Source organism: Actinomycetospora chiangmaiensis DSM 45062, assembly GCF_000379625.1.
Lineage (GTDB): Bacteria > Actinomycetota > Actinomycetes > Mycobacteriales > Pseudonocardiaceae > Actinomycetospora > Actinomycetospora chiangmaiensis.
In genome coordinates this window covers 271301-289507 of record NZ_KB903244.1, presented here as the reverse complement: position 1 = coordinate 289507, position 18207 = coordinate 271301, and the positions used below count along the sequence as shown (strand labels likewise).

General features: G+C 74.9%; 16 protein-coding genes. 10 read left to right on the top strand and 6 right to left on the bottom strand.

Annotated features, from left to right (window positions below; genetic code table 11):
* Nucleotides 1–175: 175 nt before the first annotated feature.
* Entirely contained in the window at nt 176–1585 is a 1410-nt protein-coding gene (locus A3CO_RS0123220) for a serine/threonine-protein kinase (RefSeq protein ID WP_018334649.1), read from the bottom strand.
* A 187-nt stretch (nt 1586–1772) separates the two neighbouring features.
* Between A3CO_RS0123220 and A3CO_RS33970 the strand changes: the two genes are divergently transcribed.
* Nucleotides 1773–2129 (top strand): TraR/DksA family transcriptional regulator, encoded by a 357-nt coding sequence (locus tag A3CO_RS33970; protein ID WP_018334648.1) that lies wholly within the window; start codon nt 1773–1775, stop codon nt 2127–2129.
* Nucleotides 2130–2133: 4 nt separating this feature from the next.
* Here A3CO_RS33970 and A3CO_RS36240 read toward each other — a convergent pair whose 3' ends face one another.
* Complete coding sequence (locus A3CO_RS36240) at nt 2134–2697, bottom strand: DUF5709 domain-containing protein (RefSeq protein WP_018334647.1); 564 nt, start codon at nt 2695–2697, stop codon at nt 2134–2136.
* 77 nt (nt 2698–2774) lie between these two features.
* On the opposite strand from A3CO_RS36240, the gene A3CO_RS0123205 reads away from it, so the two are divergent.
* From A3CO_RS0123205 to A3CO_RS0123185, 5 genes are all read left to right on the top strand, one after another.
* Nucleotides 2775–3431, top strand: coding sequence for an HAD family hydrolase (locus A3CO_RS0123205; RefSeq protein WP_018334646.1), 657 nt, complete (start codon nt 2775–2777; stop codon nt 3429–3431).
* Nucleotides 3432–3456: 25 nt separating this feature from the next.
* Nucleotides 3457–4446, top strand: coding sequence for a LysR family transcriptional regulator (locus A3CO_RS0123200; protein WP_018334645.1), 990 nt, complete (start codon nt 3457–3459; stop codon nt 4444–4446).
* Nucleotides 4447–4527: 81 nt separating this feature from the next.
* Complete coding sequence (locus tag A3CO_RS0123195; protein WP_018334644.1) at nt 4528–5715, top strand: MFS transporter; 1188 nt, start codon at nt 4528–4530, stop codon at nt 5713–5715.
* A 196-nt stretch (nt 5716–5911) separates the two neighbouring features.
* Nucleotides 5912–8581 (top strand): DNA translocase FtsK, encoded by a 2670-nt coding sequence (locus A3CO_RS0123190; RefSeq protein ID WP_018334643.1) that lies wholly within the window; start codon nt 5912–5914, stop codon nt 8579–8581.
* Between the two features lie 87 nt (nt 8582–8668).
* On the top strand, nt 8669–9988 hold the full coding sequence (locus A3CO_RS0123185; protein WP_157647805.1) for a hypothetical protein: 1320 nt from the start codon (nt 8669–8671) through the stop codon (nt 9986–9988).
* A gap of 3 nt (nt 9989–9991) precedes the next feature.
* On the opposite strand, the gene A3CO_RS0123180 is transcribed toward A3CO_RS0123185, so the two are convergent.
* Nucleotides 9992–10516, bottom strand: a complete 525-nt coding sequence (locus tag A3CO_RS0123180; RefSeq protein ID WP_018334641.1) for an amino-acid N-acetyltransferase — start codon at nt 10514–10516, stop codon at nt 9992–9994.
* Nucleotides 10517–10637: 121 nt separating this feature from the next.
* Here A3CO_RS0123180 and A3CO_RS0123175 point away from each other — a divergent pair, with 121 nt between their 5' ends.
* From A3CO_RS0123175 to A3CO_RS0123160, 4 genes are all read left to right on the top strand, one after another.
* A complete protein-coding gene (locus A3CO_RS0123175) occupies nt 10638–12254 on the top strand; it encodes a MiaB/RimO family radical SAM methylthiotransferase (RefSeq protein ID WP_018334640.1) in 1617 nt (538 codons plus the stop codon).
* A gap of 11 nt (nt 12255–12265) precedes the next feature.
* Nucleotides 12266–12844 (top strand): CDP-diacylglycerol--glycerol-3-phosphate 3-phosphatidyltransferase, encoded by a 579-nt coding sequence (pgsA, locus tag A3CO_RS0123170; RefSeq protein WP_026204912.1) that lies wholly within the window; start codon nt 12266–12268, stop codon nt 12842–12844.
* 157 nt (nt 12845–13001) lie between these two features.
* Nucleotides 13002–13556: a helix-turn-helix domain-containing protein gene (locus A3CO_RS37665; protein ID WP_018334638.1), complete on the top strand. Its 555-nt coding sequence runs from the start codon at nt 13002–13004 to the stop codon at nt 13554–13556.
* Nucleotides 13557–13681: 125 nt separating this feature from the next.
* Complete coding sequence (locus A3CO_RS0123160; protein ID WP_018334637.1) at nt 13682–14506, top strand: PspA/IM30 family protein; 825 nt, start codon at nt 13682–13684, stop codon at nt 14504–14506.
* 92 nt (nt 14507–14598) lie between these two features.
* On the opposite strand, the gene A3CO_RS0123155 is transcribed toward A3CO_RS0123160, so the two are convergent.
* From A3CO_RS0123155 to A3CO_RS0123145, 3 genes are all read right to left on the bottom strand, one after another.
* Nucleotides 14599–15480: a DNA-formamidopyrimidine glycosylase family protein gene (locus tag A3CO_RS0123155; protein ID WP_018334636.1), complete on the bottom strand. Its 882-nt coding sequence runs from the start codon at nt 15478–15480 to the stop codon at nt 14599–14601.
* A 127-nt stretch (nt 15481–15607) separates the two neighbouring features.
* Nucleotides 15608–17320 carry an MFS transporter gene (locus A3CO_RS0123150; protein ID WP_018334635.1) on the bottom strand — a complete coding sequence of 571 codons (1713 nt, stop codon included), beginning with the start codon at nt 17318–17320 and terminating at the stop codon, nt 15608–15610.
* Between the two features lie 92 nt (nt 17321–17412).
* Nucleotides 17413–18141: a CPBP family intramembrane glutamic endopeptidase gene (locus tag A3CO_RS0123145; RefSeq protein WP_018334634.1), complete on the bottom strand. Its 729-nt coding sequence runs from the start codon at nt 18139–18141 to the stop codon at nt 17413–17415.
* Nucleotides 18142–18207 lie beyond the last annotated feature (66 nt).

Genomic DNA, 18207 nt, shown 5'->3' with positions numbered 1-18207 from the left:
CGCAGACCCCGGAAGGCCGAACTGCTGATGGTGGGCATCCACCGGGCCGATCCCTGCTGGTCAGCGCCCTGCCGGGACGGTCACGCCGGCCGTCCGGGACCGCGAGAGTGACGTCAGGAAGGTCCGGGGCGCGGCGGACCTGTCTCCTGTACCCCTCGGAACGGCGGGTGCCGCGTCACGTCGACGAGTCGTCGCCCGAGTCGGCCCCGGAGTCCGAGCCAGAGCCGGAGTCCGAGCCCGAGCCGGAGTCCGAGCCGTGCCGCGAGCCGTGCGCGTGGTCCGACGTCCGGTCTGCCGTCCCGCTCGTGAGGCGGTCCACCAGGCGACCCGGACCCTGGTCGGAGCGGCTCGTCCCGGAGTCGTCGGAGTGTCCGGACCGGTCGGCCTGCTTCGCGTCCTGGCCCGAGCCCTGGTCGCGCGAACCGGAGTGGTCGGACCCGTCGGAAGCGGTCGACCGGTCGGCCCCCTCGGTGCGGTCATCCCCGTGCGCGGCGGACGTGCTGGAGGCACTGTGGGACCCGGCGTCGGAGCGTGCCACGGCCGGCTGCTCCCGCACCTCCGCCTGCCCGTGGCGGGCCGGCGCGACCGCTGCCGCGACCTCCACCGGTGCCCGGGCGTGCCCGGCCGGCTGGGCCGGCTCGGCGTCAGCAGCCGGCGCAGGGACCTCGGCCGGAGCCGCCGGCCGTGGGGGCGCCGCCGCCACGATCGGCGGCAGCGGCACCCCCGGCACGCGGGTGGGCCCGGCGGCCGCGTAGGCGGCCGACCCGGTGCCCGCCCCGTTCACCACGGCTCCCAGGCCCACCCCCGACGCGAGCAGCAGCGCCGCGGCGGCGACCACCGCGGCCCGGCGGCCGTGGAGACCGGCCGCCGCGACCCGTCGTCGGGACGGGTGCGACAGCGTGCCCAGCCGCTCGGCGACGACGTCGACCGCGGGTCGCGCGTGGGGGTCGGCGGTCGTCATGTCCGCGAGGAGCGCCCGCAGCGGGCCGGGGACGGGCCGGGGGGCGAGCTCGTCGAGCAGTCGGCCGAGCGCGTAGACGTCGGCCGCGGGGGTCGGGTCCGGCTCCGGGGCGGGGAAGGGCGGGGTCAGCGGCACGTCGGACCAGCGGGCGAGCCAGGGCAGGAGCCCGACGTCGGAGAACGCGGCGCCCTGCTCGGACCAGGCCACCGTGCCCGGGCCGAGGCCGCCGTGGCAGCGGCCGCGCCGGTGCAGCGGCGCGAGGGCGGTGGCGACGGCGAGGCCGAGGTCGCGGACCTCGTGGACCGGCAGCCCGGTGGGCGGCGCCGTCTCGGCGAGCGTGCGGCCCTCGGGGTGCTGGGTCACGAGGAACAGCCGGCCGCGCCAGGGGCCGCCGTCGTACAGCTCGGCGACCTCGGGCGACCGGCCGTGCCAGGACTGCGCGGGGAGGTGCAGGCCGTCGCCCTCGACCAGCGTCACCGACACCGTGCGACGCAGCAGCCGGTCCACGGCGCGGTGCGAGCAGCAGCCGGGCGAGCGCCGCAGGACCGCTCCGAGCCGGTAGCGGCCCGCGATCTCCTCGACGTGGTCGGAACAGGGCTCGGCGATCGGTCGCACGTCGGGCACGGTCCGCCCCCTCCTCAACGGGCCGGGCAGGACCCGGCGGACGACGGCCGCGCTCGTGGACCCCGCCGCAGGATGACCCGGCCGTCGACCCCCGAACCATCCGGATGCAGACGATCTCGGGAAGGCGTGTGGCGACCGCCCGCGGCTGGTATCCGGGCCCCTCGCCGACACCCCCGAGGGAGCACGCATGGACGCGGAAGACGCCCGACGCACGCTGACCGAGGAGCGCCGACGCCTCGTCGAGGTCGGCGACTTCAACCGGGAGCAGCAGCCCGAGCCCGCCGTCGAGCAGGAGGGCGCCATGGGGCAGCACCCCGGGGACTACGGCACCGAGGTCGAGGAGTTCATGGACGCCGACGCCATGGACGACTTCACCCGCCGTCAGATCGAGGAGATCGACGCGGCCCTGCGCCGCATCGACGACGGGACGTGGGGCCGGTGCGTCGTCTGCGGTCGCGAGATCGACGGCGAGCGGCTCGAGGCCCGCCCGCAGGCCGAGCGGTGCCGCGAGCACCAGGAGGAGCTCGAGCGCTCCTCCCGGTGAGCCGTCACGACGACGGGCGGTGGCCCGGGTCGACCTCGTCCCCGCGCAGCCGGGCGGCCGGGCCGCTCGTGCCGGGGTCGTCGCCCGCGCCGTCGGCGCTGCGGTCGCCCGGGGCCGTGAGCTCGTCCTCGTCGATCTCGTGGACCGCGGCCTCCTCGGCGGCGGCCACCCCACCCGACAGCCCCGCGTCGTCGGCGTCGAGGACGTCGGTCGCCCGGGTGTCGGGGGCCGTGTCGTCGGCCACGAGCCGGCCCGCGCGCTCGTCGCCGGCCTCGCTGCCGAGGTCGTCCGCGGTCGGGTCCGGGGCGGCGGTGACCCCGTCGAGGCCGACCGTGTCGTCCGGGATCTCGCGGGCGAGCCGCTCGTCGACCGTCTCGCGGTTCCGTTGGCCCTCGGGGGTGGTGTCGGGGTCGTCGAGGCCGAAGGGACGGTTGGGCGCCACGTACAGGGCGTCCATCGCGTCGGTGCCGGGCGGCCCGTCGAGGGTCTCGCCGCTCTCCAGCTGGATGGCGGAGCCGAGGTCCGGCTCCTCCGGGACGGCGTCGTCCTGCTGCTCGGGGTGCGTCATCCGACCCGGCTACCCCGAGGGCGGGCGCGGCGATGTGCCCGATTGACGGACACCCGTCGTCGGGAACCCGCGCGGCCATGGCGGACACCGTGATCCTCGACGTCGACGGCACCCTGGTCGACTCCAACTACCAGCACGCGCTGGCGTGGTACCGCGCGTTCCGCCGCCACGACATCACCGTCCCCGTGTGGCATCTGCACCGCGCGATCGGGATGGGCGGCGACCAGCTGGTCGCCCACGTGACCTCCCAGGAGGTCGAGGACGCGCACGGCGACGACCTGCGCTCCGAGCACTCCGAGGAGTTCGACGGCCTCATCGACGAGGTCGCGCCCTTCGCCGAGACCGAGCAGCTCCTGCGGGGGCTACGCGACCAGGGGCTGCGGATGGTCCTCGCGACGTCGGGCGGCAGCAAGCACGCCGAGCACTTCCTCGACCTGATCGACGGCCGCTCGTACGCCGACGACGTCATCACCTCCGGCGACGTCGAGGCCAGCAAGCCGGCCCCGGACCTCATCGAGCTCGCGCTCGAGCGGGAGCACAGCGGGGACGCGGTCCTCATCGGCGACTCGGTGTGGGACGGGCAGGCCGGCGTCCGGGCCGGGGTGCCGTTCCTCGCGGTCCGCACCGGCGGCTTCTCGGCCGACGAGCTCACCGAGGCGGGCGCGGAGTTCGTCGCGCACGACCTCACCGAGCTCCTCGACCACGTCCGCCGTGAGGTGTCCACCCCGCAGTAGCGGGTCGATGCGGTATGCCTGTGCGATGCGCGCCGAGCCCGGGCCGCCGGTGGTCGAGCGGTCGGCCCTCACCCGACTGGTCAACCTCGACCTCAACCTGCTGCTGTCGCTGCGCGCGCTGCTCGCGGAGCGCAACGTCACGCGCGCGGCCGCCGCGCTCGGGCTCTCCCAGCCCGCCGTCAGCGCGGCGCTCGCCCGGCTGCGCCGCCACTTCGGCGACGAGCTGCTCACCCGGGTCGGCAACCGCTACGAGCTGACCCCCCTCGCCGTGCGCCTCGTCGACCGCACCGAGGCCGCCGTTGCGGGCATCGAGCGGGTGTTCTCGGCGGCACCCGACTTCGACCCCGCCGCCACCACCCGCGAGTTCACCCTCCTCGTGTCCGACTACGCCACGAGCGTGCTCGGCGCCCCGTTGGCCGCCGCGTTCGCCCGGGCCGCCCCCGCCGCACGGCTGCGGCTGTGCCCGCATCGGCCGGAGGACATCGCCGGCGCGGCCGACCGGTTGCGCGCCGTGGACGGCCTGTTCATCCCGCACGGGTTCATCGACGACATGCCGTTCCTCGACCTCTACGAGGACCACTGGGTGGTGCTGGTCGCGGTGTCGAACCCGCGGGTGGGGGAGCGGATCACCCTCGACGACCTCGCCGCCCTGCCCTGGGTCACCGTCTACCACCGCCCGACCGCCTTCACGCCCGCCGCCCAGCAGCTCCGCGGGCACGGGATCGAGCCGCGCGCCCAGGTGGTCGTGGAGTCGTTCCTCCCCATCCCCGAGCTGGTGGCCGGCACCGACCGCGTCGCCCTCGTCCAGGGACGGCTCGCCGCGCGGCTGCGGCCCGCCGACGGGCTGCGGGTGCTGCCGTGCCCGATCACCACCTCACCGCTCGTCGAGGCGTTCTGGTGGCACCCGATGTACGACGCCGACCCGGCCCACCGGTGGCTGCGCAGCCTGCTCGCCGAGGTGTGCCGCGGGCTGCCGACCATCGATCCCGTGGATGGTGCCCCCCAACCGGAGTGATTTCCGATCACCCGCGACCCGCCCCGAGACTCCGCTGTGGTGCCGATCACGGCCCCATCCAGGACGACAGGGAGGTCGGCCGTGACGGTCACACAGCAGCAGGGGGCGCCCCCGACGACGGGTCGCGCGGTCGGGCAGGGCGCCATCCTGCTGGCGGGCAGCTGCTTGCCGATCCTCGGTTCGGTCCTCCTCGCCCCGGTGCTGCCGCGGATGATGGACGCCTTCGCGACGACGGCCGGGGTCCAGGTCCTCGTCCCGGTCGTCCTCACCGCCCCGGCCCTCATGATCGGCCTGCTCGCCCCGGTGGCGGGCCGCCTGGTCGACGCGGCGGGCCGCAAGCGGGTGCTCGTCGTCGCGCTCGTGGTCTACGCGCTGTTCGGCACCGCGCCGCTCTACCTGGACTCGCTGGTGGCGATCGTCGCCAGCCGCGTCGGGGTGGGGATCTGCGAGGCCGCGATCATGACCGCCTGCACCACCCTGCTCGCCGACCTCTTCGCGGGCCCCACCCGCGACCGCTGGTTCGCCCGGCAGACGATCGCGACCACCCTCGCCGCCACCGTCTTCTTCGCCCTCGGCGGGGCGCTCGGCGCCGTGAGCTGGCGGGCGCCGTTCGTCCTCTACGTCTCCAGCCTCGTGATCGCGGTGCTCGCCGCGGTGTTCGTCCGCTCCACCGGCCGCACCCCGGCCGCCGCGCTGCCCCCGATCCCGTGGCGCCTGATCGCGGTGCCGTGCCTCGTGAGCCTGTTCGGCGGCATCGTCTTCTACACCCCGATCGCCGAGCTCTCGCTCGTGCTCGCCTCGGTCGGCGTCGGCTCCACCGCCACCATCGGGCTGGTCAGCGCCGTGGCCTCGCTCGCCACGGCGGTCGGCGGCTTCACCTTCGGTCGCGTTTCGGGCCGGGGCACCCGCGTGCTGCTGCCGGTCGCGCTCGGTCTTGCGGCGGTCGGTCTGGTCGTCGTCGGGCTGACGTCGTCGGTGGTGGTGATCGCCGTCGGGGCCGTGATCGCCTCGGCGGGGACCGGCCTGCTGCTCCCGACCCTGCTGACCTGGGCCCTGTCCGGCCTCGGCTTCGCCGAACGCGGCCGCGGCACCGGGATGTGGACCGCCGCGATGTTCATCGGCCAGTTCTTCTGCCCGCTCGTGCTGCTCGCCGTCGCCGTCCCGCTCGGCGGCCTCTCCGCCGCCGTCCTCGCCCTGGGCGTGGTCACGGCCGTGGTCGCGGGTGTCGCCCCGGTGATCGTGCGCCGCTGGGCCGCCCGCGTCGCCTGAGCCCGTTCGCTGCCGGCCCGCGCGGTGGTGCCACAGCCCGACAGGTGACGTCTCGCCGCGGTGTCGCCGGATGTCAGTAGCAGCCCGACGGGTGACGTCTCGTCGCCGGACCACAGCGGAATGCGACGACTCCGACACCCGGCCGGACGCGTGTGGCTCCCGGGGCGTGTGGGGCGCCGCGGTTACCGTGTCCGCCATGGCCCGTACCGACACGCGTTCGCAGCGCAGCCGCCCGCTCACCGGTGGGCGGACGCCGGGGCGCACGGTCGCGACCGCCCAGCCGTCGCGGTCCAGGTCCGGTCGCCGGACGCCCGCCCGCAAGCCCCCGGCGCGCCGGCCGGCGTCGCGGCGGACCGGGCCGGGGCCGTTCGTCCGCGGGATGCGCGGCGCGTGGACGCTCACGGCGCGCGGCCTCGGGTCGGTCGCCCGCACCATCGGGCGCGGGCGGGAGATCGACGCGGCGCACCGTCGGGACGGGGTCGCGCTCGCGCTGGTCGTGCTCGCGCTGGTCACGGCGGCCGGGCTGTGGCTCGGCGCGGGCGGCCCGATCGGCGCCGGTATCCAGATCGCGTTCCGGACGGTGCTGGGGTCGCTGGCCCTCGCGCTCCCGGTGGTGCTCGTCGGGATCGCCGTGTTGCTCATGCGCACCGACCCGAATCCCGAGACGCGGCCGCGCACCGTGGTCGGTGCCCTCCTGCTCACCCTCGGCGTGCTCGGGGCCTGGCACCTCTCGGTCGGCGCCCCCGCGCCCCTCGCCGGGCGGCAGGCCGGGGGAGGGGTGATCGGCGCGTGGCTCGCCGACCCGCTGACCGCGGGCGTGACGGTGTGGATCGCCATGCCGGTGCTCGTGCTGGTCGGCGCGTTCGGGCTGCTCGTGCTCACCGGCACGCCCGTCCGCGACGTCCCGCGGCGCGTGCGTTGCCTGGTCACCGGGGAGGCGTTCGACGAGGACTACGACGACGAGTGGGGCAGCCCCGAGGACGTCGAGGACACCACGGACACCACGGACACGGCGGACGTCGCCGAGACCGAGGTCATCGAGAAGCCCCGGCGACGCCGCAGGAAGGCCGTCGACGAGGACGCGGCCGAGTCGCTCGAGGCCGACGCCCACCCGGCCCGCCACCGCGACCACCTCTCGGAGCCGGTCGAGCGGCCCGCCGAGCCCGAGCCACCCGTCGTCGAGAGGCCCGAACCCGCCGTCGCGAAGGAGCCGGCGAAGAAGCGGCGCCCGGCGGCGGAGATCCCCGAGACGCCCCCCGTCGTCGAGGACTCCGAGACCGACCCGCAGGCCGCGCAGTCGTTCTCGAGCCACCGCGAGCCGCCGGAGGGGGAGCGGGACTACCACCTGCCGCCGCCCGACCTGCTGGTTGCGGGCGACCCGCCGAAGGCCCGGTCCGCCGCGAACGACGCCATGATCGACGCGATCACCGGCGTGCTGGAGCAGTTCAAGATCGACGCGCAGGTCACCGGCTTCGTGCGCGGCCCGACGGTCACCCGGTACGAGGTGGAGCTCGGCCACGGCGTGAAGGTCGAGAAGATCACGCAGCTGCACCGCAACCTGGCCTACGCCGCGGCGACGGACAACGTCCGGCTGCTCGCGCCCATCCCGGGGAAGTCGGCGGTCGGCATCGAGGTGCCGAACTCCGACCGCGAGATGGTCCGGCTGGCGGACGTGCTCTCCTCGAACACGGCCCGCCGCGAGACGCACCCGATGGTCATCGGCCTGGGCAAGGACATCGAGGGCCAGATGGTGCTGGCGAACCTCGCGAAGATGCCGCACCTGCTGGTGGCGGGGTCCACCGGCTCCGGTAAGTCCAGCTTCGTCAACTCGATGCTGGTCTCACTGCTGGCGCGGGCGACGCCGGACGAGGTCCGGATGATCCTCATCGACCCGAAGATGGTCGAGCTGACGCCCTACGAGGGCATCCCGCACCTGATCACGCCGATCATCACCTCGCCGAAGAAGGCCGCGACCGCGCTGCAGTGGCTCGTCGAGGAGATGGAGCAGCGCTACGCGGACATGCAGGCCAACCGCGTGCGGCACATCGACGTGTTCAACGAGCACGTGCGCTCGGGGAAGATCCAGGCGCCGCTCGGCTCGGAGCGGGTGTACCGGCCCTACCCGTACATCATGGCGATCGTCGACGAGCTCGCCGACCTCATGATGACCGCCCCGCGCGACGTCGAGGAGGCGATCGTCCGCATCACGCAGAAGGCGCGTGCGGCCGGCATCCACCTGGTGCTCGCGACGCAGCGGCCCTCGGTCGACGTCGTCACCGGCCTGATCAAGACGAACGTGCCGTCGCGGCTCGCGTTCGCCACCAGCTCGCTCACCGACTCGCGGGTCATCCTCGACCAGCCGGGCGCCGAGAAGCTGATCGGCATGGGCGACGCGCTCTTCCTGCCGATGGGCGCGGGCAAGACCAACCGCCTGCAGGGTGCCTTCGTCGGCGACGACGAGATCCAGGCGATGGTCGACTTCGCGAAGTCCCAGGCCGACCCGGACTACGACGACTCCGTCACCACCGAGGCCGCGGCCGAGAAGAAGGAGATCGACCCGGACATCGGCGACGACCTCGACGTCCTGCTGCAGGCGGCGGAACTCATCGTCACCAGCCAGTTCGGCTCGACGTCGATGCTGCAGCGCAAGCTGCGCGTCGGGTTCGCGAAGGCCGGCCGCCTCATGGACCTGCTCGAGACGCGCGGGGTCGTCGGCCCCAGCGAGGGGTCCAAGGCCCGTGACGTGCTGTTCAAGCCCGACGAGCTGCCCGACCTGCTCGCCTCGATCCGCGGCGAGCCGGCGCCGGCCGCCGTTCCCGACGACGGGGATCCCGGCTCCGAGGACCCGGATCGGGTGGACGCCTGATCGTGTGCGCGTGTCCCGCGAGGGCACACAGGGTGGTCTGTCAGGCTGCCTCCCGGCTGGTTCCTCCGGGGGTCGGGAGTGGCGGACATGATCGGTGACGAGGAGCAGGACGCAGCGCGGACGGTCGAGACGGTCGGTCCGGACGTGCCGGGCGCCGTCGCCCGGGAACGCGACCGGGTGGCGGGCGACCTGCGGGCCGTCGTCGTCGACCACCTCCACCGCCTCGAGTCCGCCCTGGACGACGAGGCCGCCGGGCACGCCGCCGCGGCGCTCGACGCCGCGAGCCGGGCGGCCGCCCTCGGCGGCCTCCCGACCGTCGAGAGCCCGACGCGACCCGGGCGCGGCCGCTGGCCGTGGCTCGTCGTCGGGACCGCCGTGGGCGCCGCGATGCTCGCGCTCCTCGCGCTCGTGGTGGTCCTGCTGCCCGCGTCGGTGGCCGCCGGGCCGCTGCTGGTGCTCGTCCTCGCCGTCGCGATCGCCCTCACCGCCCGCCACGCCCCGCCGACCGCCTCCGCCCTCGGGCTCGCCGTCGTGCTCGGTGTCCTCGTCGTCGCCGCTCCGTTCGCGACGACGGCCGCTCCCGCGGCCGGGGTGGTCGCCGGTGCGGTGGACCTGCCGACCGGCACCACACCGGAGTCGGGGGCCTGCCTGCTCCTCGGGGTCGTACTCGCCGCGGCGTGGGGCCTCGGGCTCCACCGTCGCCGCCGCGCCGACGCGGCCCGTCGCCGCCGCTGGCTCGGGGCGGTCGACGCGCTCGGGCGCTGCGACGCCCACGGCCGGCTGGGGCTCGCGCCGGTCGTGCACCGGACCCTCGTGCACGAGCTCGCGGTGCTCGCCTCCGGCGCGGCCGAGGCCCGCCGCGCCCGGGTGGCCCGGCACCGCCTCGCCGGCGTGCTGCCCGCCCTGACCGTGGTCGACCCGGCGGGCCGGCCGCAGACCGTCCTCGCCGCGACCCTCGACGCCGGGCGCGTCGCCATGCTGGTGGCCGACGCCCAGCAGGCCGCGCTCGGCGACGTGCGCCGGGCCGGGCGCCCGCCGTCGGTCGTGGTGTGCGGGGTGCCCGCGACGGACCGTCCCGAGGTGGGCCTGCTCGCCGCGCGGCTGCTCAGCGACCTCGTCGCTGACGTCGCCTCGTGCCCCGGGCCGGTCCCGGCGAGCGTGTCCGTCGAGCACCGCGCGGACGCCGTCACCCTCGAGGTGACCTCCGGGCGGGGACGACGGGCCACCGACCTCCCGCCCGCCCTCGCCGAGCGGGCGGCCGTGCTGGGCGGCACCGTCGACGTGATCGCCACGAGCGGCACGCTGGCCGTGCGGGTCGTCCTGCCGACCGGCGCGCCCGCCGACGCCGGCGACCTGCCCGTCGCGCCGCCCGTCGTCGTGGACGAAGGCCCCGCGCGGGCCGCCTGAGAGCTACAGGTCGAGCAGCATCCGCGTGTTGCCGAGGGTGTTCGGCTTCACGTAGGCGAGGTCGAGGAACTCCGCGACGCCCTCGTCGGCCGACTGCATCATCTCGACGTAGATCTCCTGGCTCACCGGCGAGCCGTCGATCTCGCGGAAGCCGTGGCGCAGGAAGAAGTCGACCTCGAACGTCAGCACGAACAGGCTCGCCAGACCGAGGGCGCGCGCCTGGGCGATGAGTTCCTCGACGAGGGTGTGTCCGACACCACCGCCCTGCGTCGACGGGTGCACGGCGATGGTGCGGACCTCCCCGAGGTTCTCCCACAGCACGTGCAGCGCGCCGCAGCCCACGACCTCGCGGCCCCGCACCGCCACCCGGAACTCCTGCACGGTCTCGTACAGGGTGACCAGCGGTTTGCGCAGCAGGATGTTGTCGTCGGCGAAGGAGTCGACGAGGGCCTTGATCCCGCGGACGTCGGCCGTCCGGGCGCGTCGCAGCAGGACCGGGGACGACGGCGACGGCGACGGCGGAGACACGGGGTGCCACTGTAGGCACCGGACGACCGGCGGCGGGTCCGGGTGCGTCTACGCTGGACGGGTGCCACAGCGTTCCGGTTCTCCCCGCGCGGGCGCATCCCAGGAGGAAGCCCGGGGCCGTGTGGCGCTCGTGACCCTGGGGTGCGCGCGCAACGACGTCGACTCCGAGGAGCTCGCCGGGCGGCTCGCCGCCGAGGGCTGGGAGATCTCCGCCGACGACGACGGCACCGCCGACGTCGTCCTCGTCAACACCTGCACCTTCGTCGAGCAGGCCAAGAAGGACTCGGTCGACGCGGTGCTCGCTGCAGCGGGAGCGGCCGAAGGAACCCGGACGAAGGTCGTCGCGGTCGGCTGCATGGCGGAGCGCTACGGCACGGAGCTGGCCGAGGCCCTCCCCGAGGCCACGGCGGTGCTGGGCTTCGACCACTACGGGTCGATCGGCGAGCGCCTCGACGACGTCATGGCCGGCCGCCCGCTCGCCTCGCACCAGCCCGCCGACCGTCGCGCCCTGCTCCCGCTCAGCCCGGTGAAGCGGCCCGAGGCGGTCCGCGACGGCAGCATCCCCGGCCACGACTGGCTGCCCGAGGTGCCCCGCAAGCGCCTCGACGACGCGCCGGTCGCCCCGCTCAAGCTCGCCTCCGGCTGCGACCGGCGCTGCGCCTTCTGCGCGATCCCGTCGTTCCGCGGCGCGTTCGTGTCCCGCGCGCCGCAGGACGTCGTCGCGGAGGCGGCCTGGCTCGCCGACCACGGCGTGGCCGAGGTGACGCTGGTCAGCGAGAACTCGACGTCCTACGGCAAGGACATCGACGCGCGCGGTGCCGCCGGGGGAGCCCTCGAGCGGCTGCTCGGCTCGCTCGCGGAGGTCCCCGGCCTGCGGCGCGTCCGCGTGTCGTACCTGCAGCCCGCCGAGGTCCGCCCGCCGCTGCTGGCCGCGATCGCACGGACGGAGAAGGTCGCCGACTACTTCGACCTCTCCTTCCAGCACGCCTCCGGCCCGCTGCTGCGCCGCATGCGCCGGTTCGGCTCGCGCGAGTCGTTCCTCGCCCTCTGCGCCGAGATCCGCGCGCTCGCGCCCGAGGCCGGCATCCGCTCCAACGTCATCGTAGGCTTCCCGGGCGAGACCGAGGACGACCTCGCGGAGCTCGAGGCGTTCCTGTCGGAGGCCGAGCTCGACGCCGTCGGCGTGTTCGGCTACTCCGACGAGGACGGCACCGAGGCCGCCGACCTGCCCGACAAGATCGACCCCGCCGAGGTCGCCGCCCGTGTCGAGCGGATCACCTCGCTGGTCGAGGTGGTCAGCGCCGACCGCGCCGCCCGCCGCATCGGCACCGAGGTCGAGGTGCTCGTCGAGCGCCAGGAGCTCTCCGAGGGCGCGGCGGCCGCCTACCCCGACCTCGCCGACGTCGAGGACCTCGACCTCGCCGAGCTGGGTCTCGACGCCGAGCCGGAGATGACCGACCTGACCGACCCCACCGACTCCGAGGACGACGGGCCGGACGACGTCGAGGACACCGAGCCGGGCGACCTCGTCTGGATCGGCCGGGCCGCCCACCAGGGCCCGGACGTCGACGGGGAGTGCCTGCTCACCGGCTCCGAGGACCTGCTCGCGGACCTCACCCGGGGTGCGATGGTGCGCGGCCGCGTCGTCGGCTCCGACGGCGTCGATCTCGTCGTCGAGGCCCTCGAGGTGCTCACCCCCACCGTCGACCGTGAGCCCGCCGCGGCGGGCGCCCGGTGACCCAGCAGGCCGTGGATAGGAACGCGGCGGATCGCGTCGTTCCACTGGTCAACATCGCCAACGCGCTCACCGTGGCGCGGCTGGTGCTCGTCCCGGTGTTCCTCGTGGCGCTGTTCACGGCCGGGGGTCACGACGCCGGGTGGCGCTGGATCGCGTTCGGCGTCTTCGCCCTGGCCTCGGTCACCGACTCCTTCGACGGCGAGTTCGCCCGGCGCTGGGGCCTCGTCACCGACTTCGGCAAGATCGCCGACCCGATCGCCGACAAGGCCCTCGTCGGGGCCGCGCTGATCGGGCTGTCGGTGCTCGGCGAGCTGGGCTGGTGGGTGACGATCGTCATCGCGGTCCGCGAGCTCGGGGTGACCGCGCTGCGCTTCTGGGTGCTGCGCCACGGGGTGATCCCCGCGAGCCGCGGCGGCAAGGTCAAGACGGTGCTGCAGACCTTCGCGCTGGGGCTCGCGATCATGCCGCTGCCGGCCTGGGCCGCGCCCGGCGTGGCGACGTTGTTCCTGCTCGCGGTGGTGGTGACCGTCGTGACGGGGCTCGACTACGTCGCCCAGGCGGTCCGCCTGCGCCGTGCCGCGCTGCACTGACCGACGGACCGACCGGCAGTTCGCCCACGGTGAACGTGGTGCTCGCCCCCGACGCGGGGACGCGGGAGTCGGTACCGTGGTCGGAACGGTCATCGATGCCGGGCTCTCCGCGGGGCCGCTGGGTTCCCGACGGCGGGTACGGCCGGGAGGTGCTCACATGGCGCTGTTGTTGCGCGAGGCGATCGGCGGCACGATCCGTCGCGCCCGCACCGAGCGTCGGCGGACCCTGCGGGACGTCTCGCGGGACGCACGGGTGAGCCTGGGCTACCTGTCCGAGATCGAGCGTGGGCGCAAGGAGCCGTCGAGCGAGTTGCTCGCGGCGATCTGCGACGCGCTCGCGCTCCCGCTGCCCGACCTGCTCGACGACGTCGCGGCCACCATGCGGCCCGCGCCGGCGGAGCCCCGCCGCCCGGCCCGCCCGGCCCGCCTGGCCGACCGGCGGCTGGTCGAGGCGAGCGGAGCGACGGGGAAGTACTCGGTGGACCCCGCGCTCCGTTCGGCGGTCGAGGAGGCCTTCGAGGGCGCGCCCGCCGAGGGCGCCGGCACGGCCACGGACGAGACGCCCGCGGCCGAGGTGGTGGACCTGGTGGAGACCCCCGAGGGGTCGGGCGAGGACCGGGACGAGGCCCCGGTCGACGAGTCGACGGGCGAGCTGCGTCTGGTCGAGCTCGTGACGTTGGGCCGGGCCGACACGGTGCGTTCGGCGGCCTGAGTCCACCGCCCGCCACACCGGGGACGGGACCTCGGTGGTCGACTGCGGGCGGAGCTGACACGATGGGTACGGACCAGGTCAGCGTCAGCGGCCTGTGCGGACGGTGACGAGTTGGGCGGGAGCAGATGGCCAACCCCTTCGTGAAGGCCTGGAAGTACTTCCTGGCGGCGTTCTCGTCGAAGATCGACGAGCACGCGGACCCCAAGGTGCAGATCCAGCAGGCGATCGAGGACGCCCAGCGCCAGCACCAGGCGCTGTCGCAGCAGGCGGCCTCGGTGATCGGCAACCAGCGGCAGCTGGAGATGAAGCTGAACCGCCAGCTGGGTGACATCGAGAAGCTGCAGTCGTCGGCGCGGCAGGCGCTGACGATGGCCGACCAGGCGCGTGCCAAGGGCGACGAGCAGGCCGCGCAGCAGTACGAGCAGTCGGCGCAGGCGTTCGCCACCCAGCTGGTGACCGCCGAGCAGAACGTCGAGGACCTCAAGACGCTGCACGACCAGTCGATCGGTGCGGCGCAGCAGGCCAAGCAGGCCGTGGAGCGCAACGCCATGGTGCTGCAGCAGAAGCTGGCGGAGCGCACGAAGCTCCTCAGCCAGCTCGAGCAGGCCAAGATGCAGGAGCAGGTGTCGAACTCGCTGCGCCAGATGAGCGAGGTCGCCGCCCCGGGCAACACCCCGTCGCTCGACGAGGTCCGCGACAAGATCGAGAAGCGGTACACTACCGCCCTCGGCCAGGCGGAGCTCGCGCAGAACAGCGTGCAGGGCCGGATGCTCGAGGTGCAGCAGGCGTCCGCCGACTTCGCCGGGCAGAGCCGCCTGGAGCAGATCCGGGCGTCGATGCACGGGCCGAGCCAGGTCACGCAGGGTCAGCCCGCGGCCGGTCAGACGCAGCCGGCGCAGCCCGCCCCGGCGCAGCCGACCCAGCAGTACGCGCCGCCGCAGCAGAACTGAGGCGCCCGCTTCGGAGACCGGAGGGCCCCGTCGCTCGGACACCGAGCGAGGGGGCCCTTCGTGCGTTCCGCGCCGACCGGGTGCCGGCCCCGTCAGTAGCGGGCCCGGCGGCCCGTCTGCTGCTGGGGACGACGGCCACCCCGGGCGCGGGGGACGTCCGGATGGGGCCCGGGCTGGCACGTCGGGCACCAGTAGGCGACCCGGTCCTCGGCGTCCTTGGTCCCGTCGTCCTGCCGGGACACCCGCACCACGTCCCGGCAACGCCGGCAGTTCCGGCCGCCCCGCTCGAAGACCCAGTGCTGGGCGCCCTCACCGAGGTCGCCGGTGGTCGACTGCTCCGGGCGCCAGGCGTTGCGCAGCAGCAGCTTGCGCGACCAGCTGACGGCGTCGGCGGTCTGCCGGTCGGTGAGGTCGCCGACCTTCGTCCACGGCGACACCTTGAGCAGGAAGCAGATCTCGGCCTTGTAGAGGTTGCCCACGCCGCAGGCGACCCGCTGGTCGAGCAGCGCCGTCCCGAGCTCCCGGTCGGGGTCGGCCCGCAACCGGCGCAGGACCTCGGCGGTCGACGTCTCGTCGTCCCAGTCATCGCCCAGCAGGTCCGGGCCGAGGTGGCCGACGAAGCGGTCCTCCTCGTCGGTGGGCAGCAGCTCGAGGTCGTGCAGCCGGAACCCCACCGCGACCCGGTCCTCCACCGCCAGGATCGCCCGGATCTCGTGGTCGGCGCCCCGCCACGGGCGCCCCGGCCGGTAGAGGTGCCACGACCCGTCCATGCGGAAGTGGCTGTGCAGGCTGCGCCCGTCGTCGAAGCGGGTGAACAGGTGCTTGCCGACGCTCGCGACGCCGAGGACGGTGCGCCCCGCGAGGTCGTGGCCGATCAGCCGGGGGTGCCGCAGCTCGCCGCGGGTCAGCTCCTTCCCGGCCAGCGCGTCGTCGAGGCGACGGCCGGCGAGGAACACGGTGTCACCCTCGGGCACGCCCCCAGCATGCCCCGCCGGGGCCGTTCCCACCCGTGCCGTGGGCGGGCTCCACCCTGTGGCAGCGGAGCGTCGTTGCTGCCGTCCAGTGACAGCAACGACGCTTTCCTGCCACGAGGGGGAGTGACTAGCGCGCCAGCACCAGGTCCCGCGGGGCCGAGCGCTCGGCGGGCGACACGTGCTGGGCCGTCGGCCGCCCGCCGGGGCCGCTGGCGATGACGAGCACGGTCTCGGGGTGGTCGACCGGCGCGCGGAAGGTCCCGTCGGCCTCGACCGGGACGACGGCGAGCTGGCGGCCGTGCAGGTCGACCAGGGTCACGCGCGCGTCGGACGCCGGGGCGCCGCCGGCGAGCCGGACGTGCCCGTGCACGGCAGGACCACGCCCGTCGTCGGGAAGGGGGACCTCGGTCTCGACCACCGTGGCGTCCACGGACCGCGACCGCGGCAGCACCGGGATCAGCGCCGACGCGACCAGGGCGACGAGGCCGCAGCCCGCGGCGATCCACAGCGTGGTCTGCAGCCCGGCGAGCGAGGGGCCGGTGTAGAACGGGGACCGGACGATCATGGCCGAGAGCACGACGGCGGCGACGGCGGAGGCCGTCGAGGTGCCGACCGAGCGCATCAGCGTGTTCAGTCCGTTCGCCGCGGCCGTCTTGTCGGTGGGGACGGCCCGCATGATCAGGTCGGGCAGCGACCCGTAGGCCAGCGCCACACCCGCGCCGACCAGCGAGATCACCAGGGCGACGTGCCAGGGCGCCGAGAGCAGCATCGTGCCCAGGGCGTAGGCGATCACGATGATCACGAGCCCGATCCGCAGCGAGGTGCGGGGGCCGAACCGCGCCGAGACCCGCGCGGTGACCGGCGACATCAGCATCATGACGACGCCGTTGGGCGCGAGCACGAGGCCCGCCGCGAGCAGCGAGAGCCCGAGGCCGTAGCCCGACGACGTCGGGGCCTGCAGCAGCTGCGGGAAGGTCACCATGCCCGTGAACATCGCGACGCCGACCGGCACCGAGACGAGGTTCGGCACGAGCACGGCCCGCCGGGCGGTGACACGGAGGTCGACGATCGGGTCGGTGGTCCGGAGCTCCCAGCCGCCCCAGGCGAGCAGGACGACGACGGCGCCGATCGCCGAGCCGAGGGTCGGGGCGCTGCCCCAGCCCCACTCGGCGCCCTTGGAGATCGCGAGGAGACCGAGGACGAGGCCGACGGTGAGCGCGACCGCGCCGAGCCCGTCGAAGCGGCCCCCGGAGCGCTGGGCCGACTCGGGGATGACCGCGAGGATCAGCAGGATGCCGGCGACGCCGAGGGCCCCGGCGGTCCAGAACAGCGCGTGCCAGTCGGCGATCTGGACGATGAGGGCCGAGAGCGGCAGGCCGAGCCCGCCGCCGATACCGAGGGTCGCGCTCATGAGGGCGATGCCCGAGCCGAGGCGCTCCGGCGGGAGCGCGTCGCGCATGAGGCTGATGCCGAGCGGCACCGCGCTGACCGCGACGCCCTGCAGCGAGCGCCCGACGAGCACCGGCACGAGCGAGGAGGTCAGGGCGCAGATCAGGGCCCCGACGACGAGCAACGCGAGGGTGGCGATGAGGACACGGCGCTTGCCGATCATGTCGCCCAGCCGGCCCGCGATGGGCGTGGCGACCGCGCCGCCGAGCAGCGTCGCGGTGATCACCCAGGAGGCGTTCGCCGGCGTCGTGGCGAGCAGGGCGGGGAGCTGGGGCACGATCGGCACCACCAGCGTCATGCACAGCGAGGCGATCAGCCCCACCGAGGAGAGGACCGCGACGACCAGCGCGGGTGAGGCACCCGGCCGAGCTCCGACGTCAGCCTGCGCCACCCGTCCTCCGATCCGTCGATTCCGTGTATCGCGCAACGAAACACTAGACGCACCGTACGTCCGGGTGTGCCCGGATATTCCCTATCTCACGATCAGCGGGTGGCGAGCAGGACCGCGACGAGCCCGACGACGTTGGTGCCGAGGTGGATGCCGATGGAGGCGAACAGCGAGCCGGTCCGGCGGCGCACCACCGACATCACGACCCCGCCCAGGGCGGTGACCAGCAGCACGACCACCACGCCGAGCACGGGGACACCGCCGACCGGGGAGGCCAGCGCACCCGCGAGGTGCCACACGGCGAACGCCGAGGCCACGGCGAACACGACCCCGCGCCCGGCCCAGAGGCGCCCCGCCCAGGCCCGCTCGGTCAACCCGTGCAGCACCCCGCGGAACGCCAGCTCCTCGCACAGCACGGTGCCCACGGGGATGAGCAGCAGCGCACGCAGCACCAGGGCGGAGGACGAGCTCGACTCGACGCCCGGGTTCTCCAGCAACGGGCGGGTGGCCGGCAGCAGGAACGCGATGCCGTAGCCGAGCGCCGCCAGGCCCACCGCGGCGCCGCCCCAGCGCAGGCCGGCCCGCCACGTCGTCGGGCAGAGCCCCAGGTCCCGCCACGTGAGACCGCCCGCGCGGGCGGCCAGCACCAGCACCAGCACGCCCGCGACGTTCGCGATCATGCGCACCACCGGGTCGGCGGGCAGCACGGGCACGAGCAGGTTGTTCCACGCCACCAGCCCGGCGGCCACCACGGCCACGACGGCGGAGAGGACGAGGACGGCGGGCACGCGCCGTGGGGGAGCGGCGGGGAGGGCGGCGGTCATGTCACCTCGGGGGAGCGGTCGCGGACCCCTCCACGGTGCCACCCGGTCCTGTGTGCGAGCGGTGAG